The following is a 23169-nucleotide window of genomic DNA, read 5'->3' as shown; positions in this document are numbered from 1 at the left end:
CGGCCGCCGGCCTCCACCGGCGGCCCGGCAGGGGTGCGGCGGCTACTCCCGTCCCATGTCACGGTGGACCAGCACCGTTTCCACACCGTCGGCGATGAGGCGCTTGGTCAGGCGCTCGGACATCGCGACGCTGCGGTGCTTTCCACCGGTGCAGCCTACGGCAAGCGTCATGTAGCGCTTCCCCTCGCGCCGGTACCCCTCGGCGACGATGCGCAGCAGCTCCGCGTAGCCGTCGAGGAACTCGTTGGCCCCGGGCTGCTGGAACACGTAGTCGGCGACGTCGGCGTCGGTGCCGGTACGGGCTCGCAGCTCGGGGACCCAGTGCGGGTTCGGCAGGAAGCGACAGTCCACCACGAGGTCGGCGTCGACCGGAAGACCGTACTTGAAGCCGAAGGACATCACCGTGGCGCGCAGCTCGGGTTCGTCGTGATCGGCGAACTGGGCGTCGAGCTTGGCCCGCAGCTGGTGCACGTTGAGGTTGGAGGTGTCGATCACCAGGTCGGCCTCGCCGCGCAGCTCGCGCAGCAGGTCGCGCTCCTGGGCGATGCCGTCGACGATCCGGCCGTCGGCCTGCAGCGGGTGCGGGCGGCGGACGTTCTCGAAGCGGCGGACCAGCGCGTCGTCGGAGGAGTCCAGGAAGACGACCCGGAGCCGGACGCCGCGCTTCTCCAGCTCGTCCAGGGAGGTGAGCAGGTCGTCGAAGAACTGCCGGCCACGGACGTCCACCACGACGCCGATCCGGGCCACGTTGCCCTGGGAGCGGGCGCCGAGGTCCACCATGGTCGGGATCAGGGCCGGCGGCAGGTTGTCCACCACGAACCAGCCCAGGTCCTCCAGGCACTTGGCGGCGGTGGACCGGCCGGCTCCGGACATACCGGAGATGATCACCAGCTCCGGGGCGTTCTCCTCGCCGGCCATCGGCCGGGTGCCCCCATCGTCGGACATGCTCACTTCGGTTCCCCGCTCTCGGTGGTTCTGCTGAGGAGAACGCGCGTCGCGCGGGCACGCTTCCCCTGCTCACTCGGGCGAGTGAGCCCGGGGCGCGCCGGCTGACGGGCGGCGTCGGCCGTCATGGCGTCTCCTGGGATGGTGCGGTCTGGGGCGCTGCGCCGGCCGCGGCGTCGCCGGCGGGGCCGGTCGCGTCCGCGCCGTCATCGATGATCTCGCCGGTGGCGGTGTTCACCGCGGGTGCCGCGGGTGTACGGGACGACAACGCTGCCGCAACAGTCTCCGCCGTCCGGCGTCCGATGCCGGGGACGGCGCAGAGTTCGTCGACGGTGGCCGCCCGGAGCTTCTTCAGCGAGCCGAAGTGCTTGAGCAGTGCCTGGCGGCGAGTCTCGCCGAGGCCGGGGACGGAGTCCAGTTCCCCGGCGGTGAGTCGCTTGGAACGCTTGTTGCGCTGGTAGGCGATCGCGAACCGGTGGGCCTCGTCGCGGACCCGCTGGAGCAGGTAGAGGCCCTCGCTGCTGCGCGGCAGGACCACCGGGTCGTCCTCGCCGGGCAGCCACACCTCCTCCAGGCGCTTGGCCAGGCCGCAGAGGGCGACGTCGTCGATGCCCAGCTCGTCCAGGGCGCGCCTGGCGGCGGCGACCTGCGGCTGACCGCCGTCGACGACGAGCAGCTGCGGCGGGTAGGCGAAGCGGCGCGGGCGGCCGGTGTCGGGGTCGATCGGGCCGGCCGGGGCCTCGGCGCCGTCCGGCCCGGACCGGTCCGCGCCCACCGGGCCGACCGGGCCGACCGGGGCGTCCGGGGCGTCCGGGGCGTCCGGGGCGTCCGGGGCGTGCGGGGCGACCGGGTCGTCGGCCTCGGGGACGGCCCACTCCCCCGTCTCCTCGCGCTCCTGCAGGTAGCGGCGGAACCGCCGGCTGATCACCTCGTGCATCGAGCGGACGTCGTCCTGGCCCTCGAAGCCCTTGATCTGGAACCGGCGGTACTCGCTCTTGCGGGCCAGGCCGTCCTCGAAGACCACCATCGAGGCGACCACGTCCTCGCCCTGGAGGTGCGAGATGTCGAAGCACTCGATGCGCAGCGGGACGGAGTCCAGCTCCAGGGCGTCGGCGATCTCCTGGAGGGCGCGGCTGCGGGTGGTGAGGTCGGAGGCGCGCTTGGTCTTGTGCAGCGCCAGCGCCTGCTGGGCGTTGCGCTGCACGGTGGCCATCAGGTCCTTCTTGTCGCCGCGCTGCGGGACGCGCAGGTCGACCTGGCTGCCCCGCAGGCCGGACAGCCAGTCGCGGACCGGCTCGACCGGCTCGGGCAGCGCGGGCACCAGCACCTCGCGCGGGACGGACTCGCTGCGCTCCTCCGCGCTGGCACCGCCGTAGAGCTGCTGCAGGGCGTGCTCGACCAGGCCGGCGGTGTCGACGTCCTCGACCTTGTCGGTGACCCAGCCGCGCTGGCCGCGGACCCGGCCGCCGCGGACGTGGAAGATCTGGACCGCCGCCTCGAGTTCGTCCTCGGCGACGGCGAGCAGGTCGGCGTCGGTGGCGTCGGCGAGGACGATCGCGTTCTTCTCCATCGCGCGCTTGAGCGCCCCGATGTCGTCGCGCAGCCGGGCGGCCCGCTCGTACTCCATCTCCGCGGCGGCCTCCTGCATCTGCTCTTCCAGCCGGCGCAGGTAGTTGCCGGTGCGGCCGGCCATGAAGTCGCAGAAGTCCTCGGCCAGCGCCCGGTGTTCGTCCGCCGAGACCTTGTCGACGCAGGGTGCGGCGCACTTGCCGATGTAGCCGAGCAGGCAGGGCCGGCCGACCTGCCGGGCACGCTTGAAGACTCCGTTGGAACAGGTGCGGACGGGGAAGACGCGCAGCAGCAGGTCGACCGTCTCGCGGATCGCCCAGGCGTGGCCGTAGGGGCCGAAGTAGCGCACGCCCTTCTTGTGCGCCCCGCGCATCACCTGGACCCGCGGGTACTCCTCGTTGAGGGTGACCGCGAGCTCCGGATAGCTCTTGTCGTCGCGGTACTTGACGTTGAAACGGGGGTCGAACTCCTTGATCCAGGAGTACTCCAGCTGGAGCGCCTCGACCTCGGTGGCGACCACCGTCCACTCCACCGAGGCCGCGGTGGTGACCATCGTCGCGGTGCGCGGGTGCAGCCCGGCGAGGTCCTGGAAGTAGGACGACAGCCGGGGGCGCAGGCTCTTGGCCTTGCCGACGTAGATGACCCGCCCGTGGGCGTCGCGGAACTTGTAGACCCCCGGCGACGTCGGGATCGCGCCGGGCGCCGGGCGGTAGGTGGACGGGTCAGCCATGGGTCCACCGTACCCAGTCCGCGGGGCGCCCCGTGGGCCGGTCCGCAGCTCGGGCGGTGGCCCGGCGGGTGGCCCGCTGGGCGGCCGGGGTTCGGGCGGTCACCGGCCGCCTCCCCGGTTGAGCAGGTCCGTGCCGAGCGGGGTGATCGAGTGCAGGACGGCGCCGCCGCGGCGCCGGGTGGTGATCAGGTTCGCCTCGCGCAGGACGCCCGCGTGCTGGCTCGCCGCCGCGGCCGAGATGTTGAGCCGGCGGGCCAGTTCGCCGGTGCTGCAGCCCTCCGCGACCACGCCCAGGGCGGCGGCCCTGGTCCGGCCGAGCAGCGCGCCGAGGGGCCTGCGATCGGGCTCGCCGTCCCCCCAGAACGCGGCCGCGGCGAGCGGGTCCGCGAGGGCGGGCACGGCCAGGACCGGCGATGCGCTCTCGTCGGCGACGTCGGTCAGCAGTTCCGCACGGCCGACCAGGAACACCGTCGGCACCAGGACCAGTCCGCGGCCGTTCAGGCGGACGTCCACCTCCCGGTGGAAGCGGACCTTCAGCACGGGGGCCTCCCACCGGACCAGTGTCGGGGAGACGGCCTCCAGCAGCCGCTCGATGCCGCCCTCCAGCACGGTGCGCGCCCAGTCGGCCCGGACGGCGTCCAGTTGCCCGCGCATCCGCTGCCAGTGGGGCTGCACCGCCGCGCGGTAGCAGGCGTCCAGCGAGTCGGCGAGGACGCGCCGGGCCTCCTGGTCGCCGTCCGCCAGCGCCCGCAGCCAGCCCGGGGCGGCCCCGGGCAGCGACAGGTGCTCCAACTCCAGGCGCAGCACGGTGTCGGAGGTGCTCAGCAGGCGGTCGACGCCGGACTCGATGGTCGGCTCGGTGCCGGTCAGGGCGATCAGGTCGAGGCCCGGCCCGCTGTGCGGTAACAGCGAGGCGAGCGGGCGCAACCGGCGGCTCAACGAGGCGTCCAGCCGACCCCGCAGGCCCTGGCGCCACGGGTGGAAGACCGCGGGGACGTTCGGACAGGTCAGCAGCGTCAGCGCGTGGCCGGTCTCGGCCGCCGCCCCGACCGTGGAGACCGTTCTCGTCCGCGCCAGGTCGTCGGCCGTGAAGTGGATCCGCAGCACCGAAGTCCCTCCCATGCCTCCGCCGCTGTCGGAAGTCTCGCGCTCCCCGCCGCGCGCCGTCCAGCAGGGGTTTTAAGCCTGGACCGAAAAGCCTGTCGCTGCACGGCCCCGCCACCGCACGATGGAGCCGTGCAGCCCGTGCAGGAGGTCTCGCCGCCCCGACGGGGGTGGGGCGGCGAGGCGGGGTGCCGAGGCGACCCCGTGATGGGCGCGGCCGCTCAGACCGGGGTCACCTTGAGGTTGCCGCCGTCGACGGCCACCTGGTACTCGGGCAGCGGCTTGATGGCCGGGCCCTCGACGCGGGCGCCGGTGGACATGTTGAACGAACTGCCGTGGCACGGGCACTTGATCAGCTGGTCCTCGACCTTGTCGACCACGCACCCGGCGTGGGTGCAGACCGCGCTGAAGGCCTCGTACTGGCCGGCGGACGGCTGGGTGACGACGATCTTCTTCTCGCGGTAGACCTTGCCGCCGCCCACCGGCACGTCCGCGGCGGGGCCGACCACCACCGGCTCCTTGGGCGTGGCGGGGGCCGAGGCCTTCGCGGTGGTGGCGGAGCCGCCGGAGGCGCAGCCGGACAGGGCGACCGTGCCCCCGGCGGCCAGGACGGCGGCGGCACCGCAGAGCACGGTGCGACGGGAGGCGGCGGGGCTCTCGGGGGCCTCGGACATCGGTGGCTGCTCCTCGAAGGGTGGGGGCGGTCAGCGGCAGTCTATGCGCCGCACCCGGCCGTCCCGTGGCGGGACGGCCGGGTGCGGTGCCGGAAGGGCTGCCGGCAGTGTCGGGCCGGCTACTTCTTGGCGGCGGCCCGCTTGCGCGGGGCCTTCACCGCGACCGGGGCGTCGTTGAACTCCCCCGGCAGGATGTCGCGCAGGAACTTGCCGGTGTGGCTGTCCGGGACGGCGGCGATCTGCTCCGGGGTGCCCTCGGCGACCACCGTGCCACCGCCGGAGCCGCCCTCGGGGCCCATGTCGACGATCCAGTCGGCGGTCTTGATCACATCGAGGTTGTGCTCGATGACGATCACCGTGTTGCCCTTCTCCACCAGGCCGGTGAGCACCTTGATCAGCTTGCTGATGTCCTCGAAGTGCAGACCGGTGGTCGGCTCGTCCAGCACGTAGACCGTCCGCCCGGTGGAGCGCTTCTGCAGCTCGGAGGCGAGCTTGACGCGCTGTGCCTCACCGCCGGAGAGCGTCGGCGCGGACTGGCCGAGCCGGACGTAGCCGAGGCCGACGTCGTTGAGCGTCCGCAGGTGGCGGGCGATCGCCGGGACGGCCTCGAAGAAGTGCAGCGCCTCCTCGATCGGCATGTCCAGCACCTCGGCGATGGACTTGCCCTTGTAGTGCACCTCCAGCGTCTCCCGGTTGTACCGGGCGCCGTGGCAGACCTCGCACGGCACGTAGACGTCGGGGAGGAAGTTCATCTCGATCTTGATGGTGCCGTCGCCGGAGCAGTTCTCGCAGCGGCCGCCCTTGACGTTGAACGAGAACCGGCCGGGCAGGTAGCCGCGGACCTTGGCCTCCTGCGTCTCCGCGAAGAGCCGCCGGACGTGGTCGAACACGCCGGTGTAGGTGGCCGGGTTGGAACGCGGGGTCCGGCCGATCGGCGACTGGTCGACGTGCACCACCTTGTCCACCAGGTCGGTGCCGGTGATCCGGGTGTGCCGGCCGGGCACGCTGCGGGCGCCGTTCAGCTCCCGCGCGAGGTGGGTGTAGAGGATGTCGTTGACCAGCGTCGACTTGCCGGAGCCGGAGACACCGGTGATCGCGGTGAAGGTGCCGAGCGGGAAGCCGACCGTGACGTCCTTGAGGTTGTGCTCACGGGCGCCGTGGACGGTCAGCTGGCGCTTGGCGTCCCGCGGGCGGCGGACGAGCGGGATCGGGATGCTGCGCTTGCCGGAGAGGTACTGGCCGGTGAGCGACTCCTTGTTGCCGAGCAGCTCCTTCAGCGAACCCGAGTGCACCACCTTGCCGCCGTGCTCGCCGGCGCCGGGGCCGATGTCGACCACCCAGTCGGCCGTCTTGATGGTGTCCTCGTCGTGCTCGACGACGATCAGGGTGTTGCCGATGTCCCGCAGGCGGACCAGCGTCTCGATCAGGCGGTGGTTGTCCCGCTGGTGCAGGCCGATGGACGGCTCGTCCAGCACGTAGAGCACGCCGACCAGGCCGGAGCCGATCTGGGTGGCGAGCCGGATGCGCTGGGCCTCGCCGCCGGAGAGGGTGCCGGCCGCGCGGTTGAGCGAGAGGTAGTCCAGCCCGACGTCGACCAGGAAGCGGAGCCGCTCGTTGACCTCCTTGAGGACCCGCTCGGCGATCTTCTTGTCGCGGGCGTTGAGCTTCATCGCCCCCAGGAATTCGGAGCAGTCGCTGATCGACATCGCCGAGACCTCGGCGATGGAGCGGCCCTCGACCGTCACCGCGAGCACGATCGGCTTGAGCCGGGTGCCCTGGCAGGTCGGGCAGGGCACCTCGCGCATGTAGCCCTCGAAGCGCTCGCGGCTGGAGTCGCTCTCCGCCTCGCTGTGCCGGCGCTGGATGAACGGCACCGCGCCCTCGAAGCCCGTGGTGTACGAGCGGTCCCGGCCGTAGCGGTTGCGGTAGCGCACCTCGACCTGGTGCTTGTGCCCGTACAGCAGCGCCTTCTTGGCGCGGGCCGGCAGCCCGGCCCAGGGGATGTCGGTGCGGAAGCCCAGCTCGCCGGCGAGGGCGTCGATCAGGCGCTGGAAGTACTCCTTGGTGTGGCCGCCGGACCACGGGTGGATGGCGCCCTCGTCCAGCGAGCGCTCCTCGTCCGGGACGACCAGCTCCGGGTCCACCTCCATCCGGTTGCCGAGGCCGGAGCAGTCCGGGCAGGCGCCGAACGGTGAGTTGAAGGAGAACGAGCGCGGCTCCAGCTCCTCGAACGACACGTCGTCGTACGGGCAGTAGAGGTGCTCGGAGTACATCCGCTCGCGCTCCGGGTCGTCCTCCGGGAGGTCGACGAAGTCGAGCACGACCATGCCGCCGCCCAGCCGCAGGGCCGTCTCCACCGAGTCGGTCAGCCGCCGCTTGGCACTCGCCTTGACGGTGAGCCGGTCGATGACCACCTCGACCGTGTGCTTCTCCTGCTTCTTGAGCTTGGGCGGCTCGGCGAGCTGGATCGTCGCGCCGTCCACCCGGGCGCGGGCGTAGCCCTTGGACTGGAGGTCGGCGAAGAGGTCGACGAACTCGCCCTTGCGCTCGCGCACCACGGGGCTGAGCACCTGGAACCGGGTGCCCTCGGCGAGCTCCAGCACCTTGTCCACGATGGCCTGCGGGGACTGCTTGGCGATCGGCCGGCCGCAGTGCGGGCAGTGCGGCTTGCCGATCCGCGCGAACAGCAGGCGCAGGTAGTCGTAGACCTCGGTGATGGTGCCGACGGTCGACCGCGGGTTGCGGTTGGTGGACTTCTGGTCGATCGAGACGGCCGGGGAGAGGCCCTCGATGAAGTCGACGTCGGGCTTGTCCATCTGCCCGAGGAACTGCCGGGCGTAGGAGGAGAGCGATTCGACGTAGCGGCGCTGGCCCTCGGCGAAGATCGTGTCGAAGGCCAGCGAGGACTTGCCGGAGCCGGAGAGGCCCGTGAAGACGATGAGGGAGTCGCGGGGCAGGTCGAGCGAGACGTTCTTGAGGTTGTGCTCGCGAGCACCGCGGACGATGAGGCGGTCGGCCACTGCTTCTGGCGCCTTTCTCCGGGGCGAGACGGCTTGCGGTGAGAGGTGTTCTTCTTTCCAGGATGCGGCAGCCAGCCTATAGCTCAGGCGTTCGATTATCGAGCTCGTCAAGCGGAGTCCACCCGAACGAGTGAAGGCCCGGCCCCGGCCGTCCGCGCCCGGTCCCGGAAAGCACCTGCTCAGCGCCCGGATCGGCGATAGCGTCACCTGGTGAACGAGCGGAGCCCCCGCGGGCAACGCCCCGCCTTGACCGGAAGGCCGATTCGATGACCGACCCGCAGACCGCAGCCGCCCTCGCCGCCGACCGGCTGAGCCTGGTCGAGGAGGGCACCCGGCACCTGCTGCACACCGTCTCCGGGCTGAAGCCCGAGGCCGTCGCCGAGCCCTCCGCGCTCCCCGGCTGGACCAGGGGCCACGTACTGGCGCACGTCGCCCGCAACGCCGACTCCCTGGTCAACCTCCTGGAGGGCGCCCGCACCGGCACCGACATCCCGCAGTACCCCAGCAGCGAGGCGCGCGACCGGGGCATCGAGGACGGCGCGCCGCGCCCGGTGGACGTCCAGCTGGCCGACCTGCGCGCGTCGGACGAGCGCTTCGCGGCCGCCGCCGCCCTGCTGCCCGCCGAGGCCTGGACGGCCGAGGTCCGCCACCGCACCGGCTACGTCTTCCCGGCCTCCGACATCCCCTGGAAGCGCCTCGCCGAGGTCGAGTACCACCACGTGGACCTGGACGCCGGCTACACCCCCGCGCACTGGCCGGAGCTGTTCGCGGTCACCGAGTTCCGCAAGCTCTCCGCGCGACTGGCCGGCGCCGACCTGCCCGCCGTCGAGCTGGTCGCCGACGACACGCAGGACCGCGGCGTGATCGGCACCGGCACGCCGTCGCTGACGGTCGAGGGGCCGGTCCGGGCGCTGCTCGCCTGGCTCTCCGGCCGCTCCGACGGCGACGGCCTGCGCCGCACCCCCGACGCGGCGCTCCCCCAGCTTCCCCCGCTGGGCTGACCGCGCGAGGATGATCCCAGGACCGACAGAGCGAGGAGCGGACGGATGACGTACCACGGAGCGGTCAAGGTCGGCGGACCGCCGGACGTGCGCGAGCTGGCCCACCTGATCATCACCAAGGTGGCCGTCGGCCCGTACGACAACAACGCGTACCTGCTGCGCTGCCGGGCCACCGACGAGCAGCTGCTGATCGACGCCGCGGCCGATGCGCCCGTCCTGCTGGAGACCGTCGGCGACGACCTCGCCACCGTGGTCACCACGCACCGCCACCACGACCACTGGGGCGCGCTCGCCGAGGTGGTCGCCACCACCGGCGCCCGGACCGCGGCGGGCGAGCACGACGCCGAGGGCATCGACGTCCCGACCGAGCTGCGGCTGGCCGACGGCGACCGGCTGCGGGTCGGCCAGGTGGAGCTGACCGTCCGGCACCTGGTCGGCCACACCCCGGGGGCGATCGTGCTGGTCTACGACGACCCGCAGGGCCACCCGCACGTCTTCACCGGCGACTGCCTGTTCCCGGGCGGTCCTGGACGGACAACAACCCCAGAGGAGTTCGCCTCGCTGATGGGCGACCTGGAGGCCAAGGTGTTCGACGTCCTCCCGGATGAGACCTGGGTGTACCCGGGCCACGGTAACGACACCACGCTGGGCGTCGAGCGCCCGCACCTGCCAGAGTGGCGTGCACGAGGCTGGTGACCGCTGCTTCGCTCCGACGTCCCGAGCATGCGGCAGGGCCCGCCCCCGGCCGGTGGCGGGCCCTGCCGCTGCTGCTCGCTGGTCACGCCTGGGTGGTCGGCGGCCGGCGTGAGGCCGGGAACCCCCGGAACGGCCTGGTGACGCCGGCCTCGTTGAGCAGGTTGCACCCGGCGTCCAGGTGGGCCCTGATCTCCTCGTGCTCCGCGGCGTCCAGGCCGTCGTCGGGCACGCCCTCGCGGAGAACCCGGATATCCACCTGCCGGCCGCACTCGGCCAGCCACGCGCGGAACGCGATGCTGGGCGGGCTGAGGAGGTGCCCGGCAAGCCTCTCGCCGGGCGGCCGGACGGACTGCCCGATGTACCGAACGTCCCCGTTCCTCCGGTCAACCAAGGCGTAGACGATCCCCGGGGCGTACGTCCGGTCCGGCACGTAGGCTCCGCTGCTCGCCCGTTCCGCGTGGGTCTTGCACATGTCGCCGGTGTTCGCCACCGCGTTGCAGCGCCGGCCGGTGACCGTCAGCGCGGTGCACTGCGGGCGTCCCCCGAGGACTGCGGGCATGGTGACCTCCTCATGTCGTGCGCGGACCGCAGGCTGCTGTACGCGGGCTGCGATGGGTTCTGAGGCACATAGGGCCCGCCACTGGTGGTGGCGGGCCCTCGTAGCGATCGGCGGGATCGGCTCACTTCGGGACGGGCATCTTGGTGCCGGGTGCGTAGACGTCCTCCCAGTAGCCGACTGGGCCCTCCTCGTCGTGGAAGGTCACCTGGGTGACGAGCACGGCCACGGCCACGTGCTGCGGGGCGTCGATGGCGAGGGCGTCCAGCTCGTCCTGGGACGCCTGCCGGGCGGAAGCCGTGCGCTGTCCTTCGGTGACTTCCCGACCGGTGCGCTCCGTGTAGAGCGGCCCGAAGAACCCGGCCGTCATCCGGCCTTCCGCCGCAAGCTCCGGCACGTGCGCCACGGTGCGCGGCGGGTAGACCGACAGGCTGACCGAGGTCGGCCGGCCATCCTGGCGGAACGTGCGAATGCGGATCACGACTTCGTCGCCCGGCTCCAGGTCGAGGGCCTGGCAGACATCGCCGTCGTGCACGGACCGGCGCATCACGCGGTGGTCCGTCGAGTCCTCGCCGGGCGCGTACTGGCGTCCGTTCCGAGCGATCCGGGCCGTCCGGTCGGTGCCGGTGATGACCATCGGCGACTTGGCGACCACCGTCCCGAGCGAACCGCGGGACGTCACCAGGCCCTCGCTCTTGAGCACGCCCAGGGCGCGGCTGACCGTCTTCGCCGCGACATCGAACTGGACCCGGATCTCCGCGACGGAGGGCAGCAGTTCGCCGGGGGCGAGCTCTCCGTCCTTGATGAGCTTCCGGAAGTGGTCGGCCACGTCGGCGTACCCCTTCCCCGGTGTCTTGTATGCCACGACTTCTCCTATTTGGTCGGGTTGGGCGGTACCCCTCGAAGGTACATCAATACCCGCCGAAGGTACAACGCTTGCCATTCCAAGTACATTCATGTACCTTCAAGGGGTCGCAAGGTACACGTAAGTACCTACGGCAACGGCCGCTCCCTACGGGGCGCGGAGAGTCGGGCTAGCGGAAGCGAGGCCCGGAGTAGGGAAGGCACCGGCGGTCCGCCGTCCGGTCACCCCCTTAGGTCGCCGGGCCCCTTGGCATCCCGGACGGTCGTCACCGACCTGAGAGCCCCTGCGAGCAGGGGTAACGGTGACGGAGTCTCAGCCGCACAGGGTGCGCACCGGGTTCGAGTCCCGACTGAGACACGAGGCGCCCCCGGCGCCTACGCTCCACCGCCCCGAAGGCCGGCGCTTCCGACGCCGCCCACGGGGCGCAGCACCAACCCCTGTACCACTGGAGGCCACCGTGTCCGACCGCATCACCACCCGCCGTACTGCCCGCCGCGCGCTGCGCCTGGTCCGCACCGTCGCCGACGCCGTCCGCTCGGTCGTCGCGCCGGCCGCGCTGGTCACCCGCAACGCCGCCGAGGAGGTGCCGGACCCGGCGGACGTCTTCACCCCGGAGGAGATGCCCTCGGAGGGGGAGATCGCCGAGGCCGCCGCCGACTACCACGCGGCGGCCGACCAGGCCCGCGCCGCCGACCGGGGGAAGCGCCGGAGCCGCAAGCTCCTCGACCGCCTCCCCGCCGGGATGTACGGGTCCTGGAACGTCGAGCGGGTGCCGTCCTCCCGGCAGACGCCGGACCTGGAGGAGATCCGGGCGACGTACAAGGCCCTCGGCCTGGGCCCCGTCCCGATGAAGCCGTGCGCGCCGTCCCTGCGGGTCACGGACCTGTCCGGCGCGCAGAAGGCGGGCAAGGCCGCCGAGGCCCCGGCCGCCGTGCCGGTCGCGGCGTGAGCGCCCGCCCGGCCCGCAAGGGCCGCCCGCGGGTCCTGCTGACCATCCGGGTCAGCGACGACGGAGGGCGCACCTTCCGGCCCGCCCGTACGTACACCACGGATGACGACCTGACGCCGCCGCTGGTGGACGTCTGGCCGCCGTGCCGGTGCCCCCTGCACCGCTGACCGGCCGCCCCCATGACGGCGGCCCCCGGGTTCACCCCAGCGCTTCCGACGCCGGGCCCGGGGGCCGCCTGCTGGTCCCGACCACATCACTGGAGGAACCGATGATCAACCCTACCCGCCTCGCCTCCGCCCCCGGCGACTCGGACCCCGACATGGACGAGGCGCTGCGCCGGGTCCGCGCCGGGCGCGGCCGGTGAGCGGCTGCGGCGCCGAGAGCGCCGCCGCCGTCCCGGCCTGGCTGGAGGACGTCGCGCACGACCAGCTGGTGAAGCTGACCGCCCAGCACCTCCGGTCGGCCTCCGCCAGCCTCGCCGCCGCCCAGGCCGCCCGCGCCGAGGCCGACCGCCTCCGGCAGCGCGACGGCTCCACCTGGCAGACCCGGGCCGACGCCCTCGGCGTCCTCCTGGACGTCCTCCACGACGAGGAGGACGGCACCCGGTGACCGCCGCCGACCTGCCGCCCCTGGGCGGCTGCGAGCTGTTCCACGACCCCGACGAGCCCGGCGCCCCGCCGACCGTCGCCGTCTGGATCGAGCCCATGAACACCGACCTCGACGCGGCCGGCCTGGACGACCTCCTCGCCGGTCTCGACACCCTCCGCGCCGACCTGGCCCGGCTCCGCGCCGACCTGACCTGACCTGACCTGAAAGGGCACCCGATGCGCATCCGTCTCCCCCGTCAGCTCCGCCGCCGCGGTGGCACCCTCCAGCCCGCCAAGTACGCCCCGCTGCTCCAGAGCCCGGCCGCCGCCGAGGCCGCCCCGGAGCCGGAGCCGGTTCCGCTGATGCGGTTCCTCACCGTCGGCGGCGCGGCCGTCGAGCTCTGGCCGCACCGGTTCGTGACCCGGTACACGCACCAGGGCCGCCCGATGGTCCACAGCGACCGCTCCACCCGCGAGTGCGACGGCTACCGCTGGAGCTGCGCCGGGTGCGGCGCGACCGGCAAGAGCCACGGCACGGACGGCATCCAGTTCAACGGCGGCCTGTACCTGGACGTCGAACGCGACCTCGCCCGGCGCGACGCCAACACGCACGCCACCGAGTGCCGGTCGATGCCCGCCCCGGCCGCCGGCTGACCCCTCAACGAAGTACGCTCCGCCGCCCAGCGTGACCGGGCGGCGGCGTGCCCCCGCACCACACGCCCAGGCCGGAGCCCCCGGCCGGAAGGAGCCCCACATGATCAAGCGACTCGCCGCCAACCGCACGCACCGCCGGCTGATGGAGACCGCCGCGCGGATCTCCCACCTCCTGGTGACCTGCCACCCCGACGTCTCCGCCCGCCTGTCCCTGGCCGCCCTCGGGCGCGGCCGTGACGAGTGGGGTGGCTTCACCGACCGGGTCACCACCAACGCGGACAGCACCGTGACGGTGGAGGTCTCCGGCGTCCACCTGGCCAACGCCCTCGACGCCCTCCTCCGGCAGTCGCGCGGCCTCGACTGGGCGGACACCGTGGACCAGGCCATCGGTGCCACCCTGTACGCCGTCCTCGCCGGTGTGGTGAACGACGTCGACCCGGCGCTCACCCCGTCCGGGGGCCCCCGCTCGATCCGGATCGACAGCGCCTACCGCGTCCACGACTACAGCACCGTGAAGGGGATCTGACGCGATGACGACCACCATCGAGCCGCCCGGCTCGGCAGCGACCAGGCTCAACCTGGTGCCGCCTTCGGCCGCTTCCGGGCGGCCTTCGGGCACTCCGGCCGGGCCTTCGGGCGCTCGTCCCGCACCGCCCCGCCAGGGGCCCGCCACGGCTCTCCCGGAGACTGACGGCGTGTACGTGCCTTCGGGCGCTCCGGCGGAACCTTCGGGGACTCCGGGTCGGCCTTCGGGCACTCCCTCCCGGCGGGTGAAGGTGCTCCTCGGCGTCGCCGGTGTCGTCGGCGGCCTCGTCGTCGGCGCGGCCGGGTTCTACCTGTCGTTCGGGAACCTCTCCACGGCCGGGCACACCGTCTTCGGGTTCTCCGAGGACGACGGCAAGATCTTCGCCGTGGGCGTGGACGTGGCGATCCTGACGTGCCTGGTCCTGGACCTCTTCATGGCCTGTCTGCGGGCCTCCTGGCCGTTCCTGCGGCCCCTGGCGCACGGCCTCACGGCGGCGAGCATCTACTTCAACGCCGCCGCCCAGGGCTCCATCCTGGAGAACCCGGACAAGGCCGCCGCGCACGGCCTGATGCCCGCGCTGTTCGTCATCATCGTCGAGGCCGGCCGCCGGACGCTCGTGCACCAGGCCGCGCTGCCCGCCGACCATGACGTCGTCCCCGGCCGCCGCTGGCTGTTCGCCCCGGTCCGCACCGGCCGGATCTTCCGGATGATGAAGCTCTGGGACGTCGGCTACTCGGTGGCCCTGCGGATCGAGCGGGACCGGGCGATCTTCAACGCCTGGACCGAGTACAAGCAGGACGTCCAGAAGGCCGGCCTCGCGGAGGGCAGCCCGGAGGCGCTGGCGCTGCTCCCGTCCAAGCTGGAGCCCTTCGGGCTGAGCGTGGACGAGGCGCTGGCCCTGCCCGACGAGATGGCCCGCCAGGAGCTCCAGCGCCAGCACGCGGCCGACGAGCGGGCCCGGGAGCTGGAGCTCGCCACCGCCCGGGCCAACCACGAGCGGGACAAGGCCGAGCTCGCCCACCAGCGGGAGATGGCCGAGCTCCGGGCCGACCTGACGGCCGTCCAAGGCGTCGCCGGGGCGAAGGCCCGCGGTGCCGTCGCGGAGGCGGAGGCGCTGGCCGACGCACAGGCGAAGGCGGCGGCGGCCCTGACGGACGCGGTCGAGTCCCAGGAGGCCGCGGAGGTCCGGGAGCGAGCGGCCGAAGCCGACCGGCGAGCGGCCGAAGCCCGCGCGGCGGCGGCCGAAGCCGACACGCGGACGGCGGCCGAGGAGGCCAAGGCGGCGGCCGACCGGAAGCGCGCCAAGGAGGACGCGCAGCGAGCGGACGAAGCTGACCGGCGAGCGGCCGAAGATCGTGAGCAAGCGGCCGAAGCCGACCGGCGAGCGGCCGAAGCCCGCGCGGCGGCGGCCGAGATCCTGCGCCGTGCGATCGACGCCGAGGACCACGCGAACCTGACCCCGCGCCAGCGCCGGGTCCGCACGGTCGCCCGGCTGCTCCTCGCCGCCAACGGCGCCGAGGTGACCAACGGGGAGATCGCCGCAGCCATCGGCGTCTCCGAGAGCACGGCGTCCGAGCACCGCACGGACGCCATGAAGCTCATCGAGGCCGGTTACGACCCGGCCACCGGCTACGACCCGGAGACGGCGAACGCCTGACCCGGCAGCAGCATCCGGCACCACCAGTGAAGGCCAGCCCGTAGGAACCGGGCTGGCCTTCGCTGCGCCTGCCGGAAGCAGGCCCAGAACGCCCAGGACGAGCGAACCGTCCTGGTCGACGCCCACCACCGTAGAGGAGAGATCACGATGGACGAGACAGCAGCGCCCGGGTGGTCCGGCGACATGCTCGCCAGCCCGGAGATGGTCCAGGCGTTCAGCGCCCAGCTCCGCGACGTCATCAACGCGCAGGCCGAGTTCGTCGCCCGCGTCCGCCGCGACGCCGAGGCGATGTGGAAGGCCAACCCGCCGGAGGGCTACAGCAGCTTCGAGGCGTGGTGGCGGCACCGCCAGACCGTCAGCCCGTTCGCCGAGATCCAGCGCCACCTGGAGAAGGCCGGGGAGCTGACGTTCGCCTTGGAGGCCGGCTACCGCCGCAACCGGCACGAGGTGCCCGCCGCCAAGCAGGCCGCTGCCCTGGAGAAGAAGCGCGCCAAGGAGGCCGCGGCGATCGCCGCCGCTGCGCCCGGCCCCCGGCCGGTGCCCGCCCCGGCCCCCCGCCCGGCCGCCGCGCCGGCCGCCGGGCGCAGCACCAGCGGCGCCGCCTTCCTCGACCTGGTCCACGGGACCGGTGAGGAGCGGTCCGCATGACGCAGCCCAGCACCGACCCGCAAGCCGGGGTGACCTCGGCGCAGCGCCGCCGGGCGCACGCCGAGCAGCGCCGGGCCGAGCAGATGGCGAGGGGCCCGGGAGGCGTCGCCGCCGCCTGGTGGGACAGCGCCCGGGCGATCGCCAAGAGGCGCGAGAAGGCCGGCGACCCGAACGCCTGGGCCCGCCTCTCCGCCTACCTCAAGGACTACTGCGACGGCTACACGGAGTAGCCGTCATCGTCATCATCATCACCGGCCGGGCCGCCCCTCGCGCATGCGCGTAACGCGGGCGCACGACATGCGGGCGCGGGCGCACGCGAGGCTGCCCGGCCGGTGACCGTCTGTCAAGGAGCAGCAGTGGACGACGACCCCAACGTGATCTTTCTCCGGCCCCGGATCGGGGCCGCCACGGACGCCCCGACCGACCTCCCGCCGATCTTCGACGTCGAGGAGGACGTCGACCCGCCGGTGACCGCCGGAGCCGCCGCCGACCCGCCGGACGACCCGGTCGGCGACGAGGAGGCGGAGGAGGACGGGCCGCCGGTCGGCGGCTGGCCCACCCTCCCGGCCGGCCTCGGCCGGATTCCCGCCGTCCCGTTCTCCCTGACCCTCCCGCCCCCGCCGCCGATCGACGGCGGCGACGACGAGGAGGACCAGGCCGAGGAGGAGGCCGGGGCGTTCGTCCCGCCCGCGCCGGAGGGCGACGCGGGCGAGCGGCCGGGCCTGCGGGACCTGGCGATGATGGGCATGGCCGTGATGGCCGCGATCGGCGTCGCCGCCGCCCGGGGCACCTGGCACGCCGCCCAGGGCGCCAAGGCCGGAGCGGCGGAGCGCAAGGCCGCCGCCGACCAGGCCCGTACGGCCGCCGACAAGGCCGCGGCGAAGGCCGGCGGCGGGGCGGAGCCCAGCAAGGGCGGCGGCTCGAAGACGGGCGGCACCGGCCCGGCCGGAGGGGGCGGGAAGCCCGGAGCCACCGGCGGCACCGGCAGCGGCTCAAAGGTCCCGGCGACGTTCCGGTCCGAGGGCAAGCCCAAGAAGGAGCCGGCTGCGCCCACGCCCCCGGTGCCGAAGCCGAAGGCGGTCGACCCGGGCAAGCCGAAGGCCGCTGACCCGGGCAAGCCCGGCGCCGGTGGCCAGCAGGGCGGCACCAAGCCGCCGGCCGACAAGTCGAAGCCCGCAGGCGGCACCGACCAGAAGGGCGGCGGGAAGCCGCCCGGCAAGTCCGGCACCGGCAGCACCGACCAGAAGGCCCCGGCGAAGGGCAAGGACGGGGCGCAGAAGCCCCCGGCCGGGTCCGGCGGGGGATCGGGAGGTTCGGGCGGCTCCAAGGGCTCTGGCGGGCCGTCAGGAGGCTCCGGCAACGGTGGCGGCGGGAAGGCCCCGGCGAAGGGCTCCGGCGGGGCGCAGAAGGCCGCCGGAGGGTCCAGCGGGGGAACGGGCGGCACGGGCAGCGGTACGGCCGCTGGCGACCCGTCCAAGGGCACCGGCAAGGGCAGCACGCCGAAGCCTCCGAAGCCGCCGAAGCCCGCAGGCGGGCCGTCCTCGAGTACGCCCGGCCCTCCGGGCGCAGCGAGCACACCGGCGGCCGGAGCGGCCACCACGCCGCCGGGAGCAGCGCCCGGCGCAGCGACCCCGCCGAAGCCGACCGCGCCGCCGACCGTGGGCACGGAAGCGGCCGGGCCGGGCACCGGCAAGCCGGGCGGCACCGGGCCCGGGAAGGCCAAGCCCGGCGGCCCCACGGGGCCGGCCGGTCCCGGGTCCGCCGCACCGCCTCCTCCGCCTCCGCCGACCGGCGCGGCGGGGGGCAGCACCTCGGCCAACAGCAGCACGGCGGGCGCCCAGCCTCCGCCGAAGATGCCGAACTTCGGCGCGGGGATGCGACCGCCGCCGGGAGCCACCCAGCCGCCCTACCAGGTGTGGCTGCACCGGATGCCCACGGCGCCCACGCAGCCGCCGCAGCCCGCGCCGGTCCAGGCCGTCACGGTCCTACCCGCCACCCCCTCCCCGGTCGCGGCCCTCCCGGCCGCTCCTCCGGCACCGCCCGCCGCCCCGGCCGCGCCTGCTACGCCCGGGCCGGTCGTTCCGCCCAGCACCCCCCCGCCGACACCGCCCCCGGCGCCGGCGGCCGTACCACCGCAGAGAGGACCCCAGCCCGTGAGCGCACCCGCCGTCAGGCAGGCCGCACCGGCCACCACCACGAAGGCCCCCGCCGCCCCCGCGGCCCGGCCGAGCACGCAGTACGCCGACGCCGAGCTGACCATCTTCGACGTCACCGACGCGGACGCCGACATGGCCGAGGAGATCATGGAGGGCGCCGAGGACGCCCGGGCCGCCGCCGATGGCTGCGACCAGTTGATCAGCCGCCTGGAGGCCCTGCACGCCAAGGTCGTGGAGCTCAAGGTCCCCGGCTCCCTGGAGGGCATGGTCCTGCGCCTGATGGAGCGCACCGGCGAGGTCAAGGCCCGCGCCGAGGCCATCTCCGCCGGCCTTCCCCGCGCCTCGGAGGCGATCTCCGTCGCGGGCAGCAACGCCGAGCAGCGGCACCGCCCGCTGGCCGACGCCGTACGCGACGCCGGGCACACCCGCCCCGCCGAGCGCGACTACCACAACGAGTAGGAGAGACGATCTTGAGCGAGATCGAGCCGCACGGCGGCATCATCGCCCGCACCGGCGAGGCCATCGTCGAGGGCGTCCGGTACGGCATCGTCCTGGCCGGCCTCGGCGCCGCCGCCTGGTCGCTGCGCGGCCTCTCGGAGCGGGTCCGCGACACGTACCGGTACATCGAGGACTGCTCCACCAGCGTCGACCGGCTCGCCGACCAGATGGCCGGCCTGACCGTCGACCCGGACACGGTCGGCGAGCACCACCAGGCCGCCGCCGTCATGCGGTCCGTCCTCGCCGACGCCGAGGCCATGGCCTCCGCCGTCGAGGACCTGGCCGTCCTCTTCGACCAGACCGCCGCCGAGCACCAGGCCGACTACGGCACCGTCGCCGAGGCCGCCAACGCCATGCCCGTCGAGATGGCCGAGGCCGAGTTCTACAGCAACCGCTGACACCCCGACAGCGCGGAGGGCGGCGGCCACTCACGATGGCCGCCGCCCTCCGTCGTCCCCCCGGCTCGTCGACCCCGGCGCCGCACCGACGGCCCCGGGAAGGGAGACCCCGCGATGCTCTCACCCGCCCAGTTCCTCCAGCACCTCACCGACGCCCGACGCCGCCTGGACACCGCCCGCAGCCACACCGGCCGCCTCGCCACCCTCGCCGGGACCGCCGCCGCGACCGCGGGCCTGTGGACCGGCGACTACACCGGCCCGGCCGTCCTCGGCACCGCCGCCGCGACCGGCCTCGGCCTCCTGGTCCTGCCGACCGGCAGGGCCGAGGGCCACCAGGGCCAGACCGCCGGCATCCTCTACGCGGTGCCCGGCGCGACCCTGACCGTCGTCCTGGTCGTCGAGCGCCTGGTCTCCGGCGTCCACTGGGGCGAGGCCGTCGCGGTCGCCGTCTGGTCCGCCGGGACGTGGCTGCTGCGCCCCGCCCGCGCCGCCCGCCGGATGCTCTGCCCCCCGGCCCCGCCGGCCCCGGTCGAGGAGGAGGCCCCCGGCCTCGGCGTCGACCTGGCGCTGCCGGACGACCCGGCCGCCCGCTGGTGGGCCGAGCACGCCGCCGTCGAGGGCGGCACCGCCCCTGGCACGGTCCTGGAGGACGTCGAGCGCACCGGCCCCCGGGCGATGCGCGCGGTCATCCGCTCCGTCACCCCGGGCACCCCGGTCCCGGACATCTCGATCCGGCACCTGTCCGCGCTGATGGACGTCCCGGAGGAGCTGATCGCGGTCGGGCCCCTGCCCGGCCGCGGCGCCTCCGTCCGCCGGCTGACGGTCGGCCAGGTCATCGAGACCGACCCCGGCGCCTACTGGGCGCAGCAGATCGCGCCGCACGCGATGCCCGGCTCCGTCATCACCGGCATCCGCCGCCAGCCCGTCAGCACCGAACCGAAGGAGCTCCGCCCGTGAGCACCCTGCCCGCCGTCCGGCGCCCGGCCGCCCCGGCCCGCGCCGAGATCATCGAGATCAGCGTCGAGGTCCCGCCCGGCAAGATCCTGCGGTACGACCTCGACGCCCTGGTCTCCGCGCTGGAGCTGGACGACCCGTCGCTGATCGCCGTCGAGACCTCCGGCCGGCACGGGCTGATCACCCTGTACCCGTCGAACCCGCTCGCGGACATGCCGCCGCCCAGCCTGGACGACATGCTGATGGACCGCCGCGGCTACATCACCGTGGGCCGGTACCACAACGGCCGCCCGGCGAAGCGCCGCCTGTTCGACCCCGACACCGGCAGCGCCCAGCGCTCGCTGGTGTTCGGCACGACCGGCGCCGGGAAGTCCCGCACGGTCCAGTACCTCCTGGCCGCCGAGAAGCGGAACCGGGTCGTCTCCTGGTTCGCCGACCTCAAGGGCGGCCAGTCCGCCCCGGAGGCCGCCGGACAGGTCGACTGGCACGCCACTAGCCAGGAGGAGGCGATCCTGATGCTCCGCGCGGCCGTCGCGGTCGCCGAGGCCCGGCAGCGCCGGTACCGGCTTCTCGGCCGCAACGCCTTCCGCTGGTTCGACCCGGACCCGCTGATCGTCGTCCGGATCGACGAGGCGAACAGGTTGCTGGAGAAGGGCGCCCCGTACCGGGCGGAGGCCACCCAGCTCGTGAAGGAGCTCGGCCGCACCGGCCGCTCAGTGGGCGTCGGCGAGGAGCTGGACGCCCAGGCGTCGCACCTGGAGGAGCTGGGCGGCTCCGACACCCTCCGCGCGATGCTCAAGGAGGGCGAGGTGACGCTGCTCCGCTGGTCGTCCGCGATGATGCGTCAGCTCGTCTCGGACGGCCTCCTCCCGGCCGGGGCACAGCTGATGCCGATCCCGAAGCAGTTCCGCGCCCAGGTCCTCCGGTCCCAGTTCGACCTGGTCGACGACGACGAGGACGCGCCCGGCACCCAGGGCATGGGCTACCTGCTCTCCGGCCCCCACCCGACCAGCCTGATGCGGCACTTCCGGGTGGGCTCGATCGCGCCGACCCCGGGCCTGGACCCGGAGATCCTGGCCCTGTACGGCGACGCGGAGCCGGAGCGCCTGGAGGCCGCCTCCCACGACGCGGCCGGCATCGCCTACGCGATGCGCGGCACCCCCGGCATGGACGCCCTGATCGCCGCCTTCCTCCTGGAGCAGGCCGAGAAGGCGCAGCCGGTCAAGGCGATCCGCGGCGGGGGCGGTGGAGGAGGCGCAGCCGGGGCCGGCCGCGGTTCCGCCCGGCTCGCCGACCGCGTCCTCGCCGTCCTGGAGGAGGCCGACGAGCCGATGACCGCCAGCGACGTCCACGCGGCCGTCAACGCCGATGGCGGGAAGGAGGTCCGCCTCGGCTCCGTGAAGACGGAACTCGGCGGCCTGGTCGACGCCGGTGAAGCGCACCGCCCCGACCGGGGCCTGTACGCCCTCGGTGACGGCTCCTGACCCGCTGATCAATTCCGGTCCCCCTGACGCCCCGTCACCCGCCATGCTGGGGTGCCAGGAGGACCGCATGGACTACGAGTACGACTGCTGGCGCTGCTGGGAGACCAACTGTGTGTACGGGGAGCCGAAGGGCTTCCTCACGGTCTGGTACGAGCTGCCCGGCGAATGGAGCTGCTGGAACTGCGGCGCCATCAACCTGACGCCGGACGACTGACCGGCAGCGCAACCCGACCACATCACCCCGGGCCCGGAGCACACCGCTCCGGGCCCTTCTCTTGCCCTGGAGGCTCCCGTGAACGACTCCGCCGCCCGCCGCCCGCTCACCGAGGCCGAGGCCGCCGTCGAGGCCGCCCGGCTCATCGCCGAGGCGTACCGCCAGGAGGAGGCCGCGCCGCTGCTCCCCACCGCCTACCGCGACGACTCCCCGGTGCCCGCGGTCGGCGACACCGCCCCGGCCGCCCTCCCCGACACCCGGGCCGTCCCGCAGTGGGCTACCGGGATCGCCGTCGCCTCCCTCGGCGTCGGCCTGGGCGCGACCGGCCTCGGCGCCGCCGCCTGGCTGGTCCTCGACGGCCTGTCCGCGGTGACCCTGACCGGCGTCCTCGCCATCGCCGCGCCGTTCGCCGGCCTCGCCCTGGTCGTCATCGCCGCCGGGGCCGCCTGGGCGAAGGCCCGGGCCGCCGCCCCGCCGTCGACGTCCACCACGAACGTCTACCAGGGCACGGTGACCCAGCGGACCGACGTCACCTCCAACGTGCGCGGGATGTTCGCGCGGAACCAGATCACCGGCTGACCGAACCGCTTGTCGTGTCCCGGACTGTCATGGCCTCCCGGGATTTCACCGACTGTCATGGCCTTCGACTACCGCACCACCCAGGAGGAACACCACCGTGGACACCGCCCGCTACGAGGCCGAGGTCGAGATCCGCACCGCCACCGGCGAACTGGTCGTCTACCGCGGCGACGGCGTCGGCCCGATCGAGGAGACCGGCGAGCAGCTGCTCGCAGGAGTCGAGGCCGCCGCCCTCGCCCAGGAGCCGGGCGGCACCGTCGAGGCCGCCCGCGTCCGAAAGGCCGGCTGACCAGCAGCACCACCCACTAGGCCCCCGTGGGCCGCTCCCCGTTCGCTGGGGAGCGGCCCACGGGGGCCTTTTTGCGTTTCAGCGTTCCAGCGTCCGGCCGCCGATCTGTACCGGCGGGCGGGCCTCCTGACCTGGGCTGATGTGTCTCGGCACTTACTCCTCCGGCGCGCAATGTGTTGCTATCCGTCAGCGTTTCGTCGCCTTTCGTCAGGCTGGATGGCGAGGTGGGTGGCCTGTGTGAGGACGGCGGCGGTGAGGAGGTCGCCGTCCGGGTCAGGGATCGGGCGGGGTGGCGGTGCCGGTACCCGGGTGGGGTGGAGGAGGGCGAGGAGGTGCGCGGCCTGGGTGACGTCGCGCAGCAGGCGGGCGCGGTCACGGCGGGTGGGCATGGTGGTGCTCTCCGGCGGGGGTGCTGG

General features: G+C 73.9%; 26 protein-coding genes. 18 read left to right on the top strand and 8 right to left on the bottom strand.

Features of this window, described 5'->3' with window-relative positions; translation table 11 throughout:
• Positions 1-42 precede the first annotated feature (42 nt).
• From rapZ to uvrA, 5 genes are all read right to left on the bottom strand, one after another.
• Positions 43-945, bottom strand: a complete 903-nt coding sequence (gene rapZ / locus MCM47_RS20475) for an RNase adapter RapZ (protein WP_238863106.1) — start codon at positions 943-945, stop codon at positions 43-45.
• A gap of 124 nt (positions 946-1069) precedes the next feature.
• Positions 1070-3244, bottom strand: a complete 2175-nt coding sequence (uvrC, locus tag MCM47_RS20470) for an excinuclease ABC subunit UvrC (protein WP_238863105.1) — start codon at positions 3242-3244, stop codon at positions 1070-1072.
• 99 nt (positions 3245-3343) lie between these two features.
• Positions 3344-4366, bottom strand: a complete 1023-nt coding sequence (locus MCM47_RS20465; protein ID WP_238863104.1) for a DUF5937 family protein — start codon at positions 4364-4366, stop codon at positions 3344-3346.
• A 203-nt stretch (positions 4367-4569) separates the two neighbouring features.
• Positions 4570-5022, bottom strand: a complete 453-nt coding sequence (locus MCM47_RS20460) for a Rieske (2Fe-2S) protein (RefSeq protein WP_238863103.1) — start codon at positions 5020-5022, stop codon at positions 4570-4572.
• A gap of 119 nt (positions 5023-5141) precedes the next feature.
• Entirely contained in the window at positions 5142-8042 is a 2901-nt protein-coding gene (gene uvrA / locus MCM47_RS20455; protein WP_238863102.1) for an excinuclease ABC subunit UvrA, read from the bottom strand.
• Positions 8043-8308: 266 nt separating this feature from the next.
• On the opposite strand from uvrA, the gene MCM47_RS20450 reads away from it, so the two are divergent.
• Entirely contained in the window at positions 8309-9043 is a 735-nt protein-coding gene (locus MCM47_RS20450; RefSeq protein WP_238863101.1) for a maleylpyruvate isomerase family mycothiol-dependent enzyme, read from the top strand.
• A 45-nt stretch (positions 9044-9088) separates the two neighbouring features.
• Positions 9089-9739: an MBL fold metallo-hydrolase gene (locus tag MCM47_RS20445; protein WP_238863100.1), complete on the top strand. Its 651-nt coding sequence runs from the start codon at positions 9089-9091 to the stop codon at positions 9737-9739.
• An 82-nt stretch (positions 9740-9821) separates the two neighbouring features.
• On the opposite strand, the gene MCM47_RS20440 is transcribed toward MCM47_RS20445, so the two are convergent.
• Complete coding sequence (locus tag MCM47_RS20440) at positions 9822-10298, bottom strand: hypothetical protein (RefSeq protein ID WP_238863099.1); 477 nt, start codon at positions 10296-10298, stop codon at positions 9822-9824.
• A 121-nt stretch (positions 10299-10419) separates the two neighbouring features.
• Complete coding sequence (locus MCM47_RS20435) at positions 10420-11160, bottom strand: GntR family transcriptional regulator (protein ID WP_238863098.1); 741 nt, start codon at positions 11158-11160, stop codon at positions 10420-10422.
• Positions 11161-11617: 457 nt separating this feature from the next.
• On the opposite strand from MCM47_RS20435, the gene MCM47_RS20430 reads away from it, so the two are divergent.
• The 16 genes from MCM47_RS20430 (at position 11618) to MCM47_RS20355 (ending at position 22753) form a co-directional block, all read left to right on the top strand.
• Entirely contained in the window at positions 11618-12109 is a 492-nt protein-coding gene (locus MCM47_RS20430; RefSeq protein ID WP_238863097.1) for a hypothetical protein, read from the top strand.
• Positions 12106-12276, top strand: coding sequence for a hypothetical protein (locus MCM47_RS20425; RefSeq protein ID WP_238863096.1), 171 nt, complete (start codon positions 12106-12108; stop codon positions 12274-12276). The genes MCM47_RS20430 and MCM47_RS20425 overlap by 4 nt, the downstream gene beginning before the upstream one ends.
• A 193-nt stretch (positions 12277-12469) precedes the next feature.
• Entirely contained in the window at positions 12470-12718 is a 249-nt protein-coding gene (locus tag MCM47_RS20420; RefSeq protein ID WP_238863095.1) for a hypothetical protein, read from the top strand.
• Positions 12715-12912 (top strand): hypothetical protein, encoded by a 198-nt coding sequence (locus tag MCM47_RS20415; protein WP_238863094.1) that lies wholly within the window; start codon positions 12715-12717, stop codon positions 12910-12912. The genes MCM47_RS20420 and MCM47_RS20415 overlap by 4 nt, the downstream gene beginning before the upstream one ends.
• 21 nt (positions 12913-12933) lie before the next feature.
• Entirely contained in the window at positions 12934-13350 is a 417-nt protein-coding gene (locus tag MCM47_RS20410) for a hypothetical protein (protein WP_238863093.1), read from the top strand.
• 100 nt (positions 13351-13450) lie between these two features.
• Complete coding sequence (locus tag MCM47_RS20405; protein WP_238863092.1) at positions 13451-13876, top strand: hypothetical protein; 426 nt, start codon at positions 13451-13453, stop codon at positions 13874-13876.
• A 244-nt stretch (positions 13877-14120) separates the two neighbouring features.
• On the top strand, positions 14121-15533 hold the full coding sequence (locus MCM47_RS20400) for a DUF2637 domain-containing protein (RefSeq protein WP_238863091.1): 1413 nt from the start codon (positions 14121-14123) through the stop codon (positions 15531-15533).
• Positions 15534-15680: 147 nt separating this feature from the next.
• Entirely contained in the window at positions 15681-16181 is a 501-nt protein-coding gene (locus MCM47_RS20395; protein ID WP_238863090.1) for a hypothetical protein, read from the top strand.
• The gene (locus tag MCM47_RS20390; RefSeq protein ID WP_238863089.1) at positions 16178-16411 is read left to right on the top strand and encodes a hypothetical protein; all 234 of its coding nucleotides are present in this window, start codon (positions 16178-16180) and stop codon (positions 16409-16411) included. Before MCM47_RS20395 ends, MCM47_RS20390 begins: the two co-directional genes overlap by 4 nt.
• Before the next feature lie 126 nt (positions 16412-16537).
• Positions 16538-18796, top strand: a complete 2259-nt coding sequence (locus MCM47_RS20385) for a hypothetical protein (protein WP_238863088.1) — start codon at positions 16538-16540, stop codon at positions 18794-18796.
• 11 nt (positions 18797-18807) lie between these two features.
• Positions 18808-19233, top strand: coding sequence for a hypothetical protein (locus MCM47_RS20380; protein WP_238863087.1), 426 nt, complete (start codon positions 18808-18810; stop codon positions 19231-19233).
• Positions 19234-19347: 114 nt separating this feature from the next.
• Positions 19348-20190: a hypothetical protein gene (locus MCM47_RS20375; protein ID WP_238863086.1), complete on the top strand. Its 843-nt coding sequence runs from the start codon at positions 19348-19350 to the stop codon at positions 20188-20190.
• Positions 20187-21671: a transfer protein gene (locus tag MCM47_RS20370; protein WP_238863085.1), complete on the top strand. Its 1485-nt coding sequence runs from the start codon at positions 20187-20189 to the stop codon at positions 21669-21671. The genes MCM47_RS20375 and MCM47_RS20370 overlap by 4 nt, the downstream gene beginning before the upstream one ends.
• A gap of 67 nt (positions 21672-21738) precedes the next feature.
• A complete protein-coding gene (locus MCM47_RS20365; RefSeq protein ID WP_238863084.1) occupies positions 21739-21885 on the top strand; it encodes a hypothetical protein in 147 nt (48 codons plus the stop codon).
• Positions 21886-21963: 78 nt separating this feature from the next.
• Positions 21964-22464 (top strand): hypothetical protein, encoded by a 501-nt coding sequence (locus MCM47_RS20360; RefSeq protein WP_238863083.1) that lies wholly within the window; start codon positions 21964-21966, stop codon positions 22462-22464.
• A gap of 97 nt (positions 22465-22561) precedes the next feature.
• Positions 22562-22753 (top strand): hypothetical protein, encoded by a 192-nt coding sequence (locus MCM47_RS20355; RefSeq protein ID WP_238863082.1) that lies wholly within the window; start codon positions 22562-22564, stop codon positions 22751-22753.
• 179 nt (positions 22754-22932) lie between these two features.
• On the opposite strand, the gene MCM47_RS20350 is transcribed toward MCM47_RS20355, so the two are convergent.
• Positions 22933-23142: a hypothetical protein gene (locus tag MCM47_RS20350; RefSeq protein ID WP_238863081.1), complete on the bottom strand. Its 210-nt coding sequence runs from the start codon at positions 23140-23142 to the stop codon at positions 22933-22935.
• Positions 23143-23169: the final 27 nt, after the last annotated feature.

It is taken from the genome of Kitasatospora sp. A2-31 (genome assembly GCF_022288725.1).
Taxonomy (GTDB): Bacteria; Actinomycetota; Actinomycetes; order Streptomycetales; family Streptomycetaceae; genus Kitasatospora.
This window is presented reverse-complemented; position numbering and strand designations above follow the sequence as displayed.

Bases quoted from the DNA above. Each gene is read 5' to 3' on its own strand.
- rapZ (WP_238863106.1), bottom strand. From the start codon at position 945: ATGTCCGACGATGGGGGCACCCGGCCGATGGCCGGCGAGGAGAACGCC.
- uvrC (WP_238863105.1), bottom strand. From the start codon at position 3,244: ATGGCTGACCCGTCCACCTACCGCCCGGCGCCCGGCGCGATCCCGACG.
- MCM47_RS20465 (WP_238863104.1), bottom strand. From the start codon at position 4,366: ATGGGAGGGACTTCGGTGCTGCGGATCCACTTCACGGCCGACGACCTG.
- MCM47_RS20460 (WP_238863103.1), bottom strand. From the start codon at position 5,022: ATGTCCGAGGCCCCCGAGAGCCCCGCCGCCTCCCGTCGCACCGTGCTC.
- MCM47_RS20450 (WP_238863101.1), top strand. From the start codon at position 8,309: ATGACCGACCCGCAGACCGCAGCCGCCCTCGCCGCCGACCGGCTGAGC.
- MCM47_RS20445 (WP_238863100.1), top strand. From the start codon at position 9,089: ATGACGTACCACGGAGCGGTCAAGGTCGGCGGACCGCCGGACGTGCGC.
- MCM47_RS20440 (WP_238863099.1), bottom strand. From the start codon at position 10,298: ATGCCCGCAGTCCTCGGGGGACGCCCGCAGTGCACCGCGCTGACGGTC.
- MCM47_RS20410 (WP_238863093.1), top strand. From the start codon at position 12,934: ATGCGCATCCGTCTCCCCCGTCAGCTCCGCCGCCGCGGTGGCACCCTC.
- MCM47_RS20405 (WP_238863092.1), top strand. From the start codon at position 13,451: ATGATCAAGCGACTCGCCGCCAACCGCACGCACCGCCGGCTGATGGAG.
- MCM47_RS20395 (WP_238863090.1), top strand. From the start codon at position 15,681: ATGGACGAGACAGCAGCGCCCGGGTGGTCCGGCGACATGCTCGCCAGC.
- MCM47_RS20390 (WP_238863089.1), top strand. From the start codon at position 16,178: ATGACGCAGCCCAGCACCGACCCGCAAGCCGGGGTGACCTCGGCGCAG.
- MCM47_RS20375 (WP_238863086.1), top strand. From the start codon at position 19,348: ATGCTCTCACCCGCCCAGTTCCTCCAGCACCTCACCGACGCCCGACGC.
- MCM47_RS20365 (WP_238863084.1), top strand. From the start codon at position 21,739: ATGGACTACGAGTACGACTGCTGGCGCTGCTGGGAGACCAACTGTGTG.
- MCM47_RS20350 (WP_238863081.1), bottom strand. From the start codon at position 23,142: ATGCCCACCCGCCGTGACCGCGCCCGCCTGCTGCGCGACGTCACCCAG.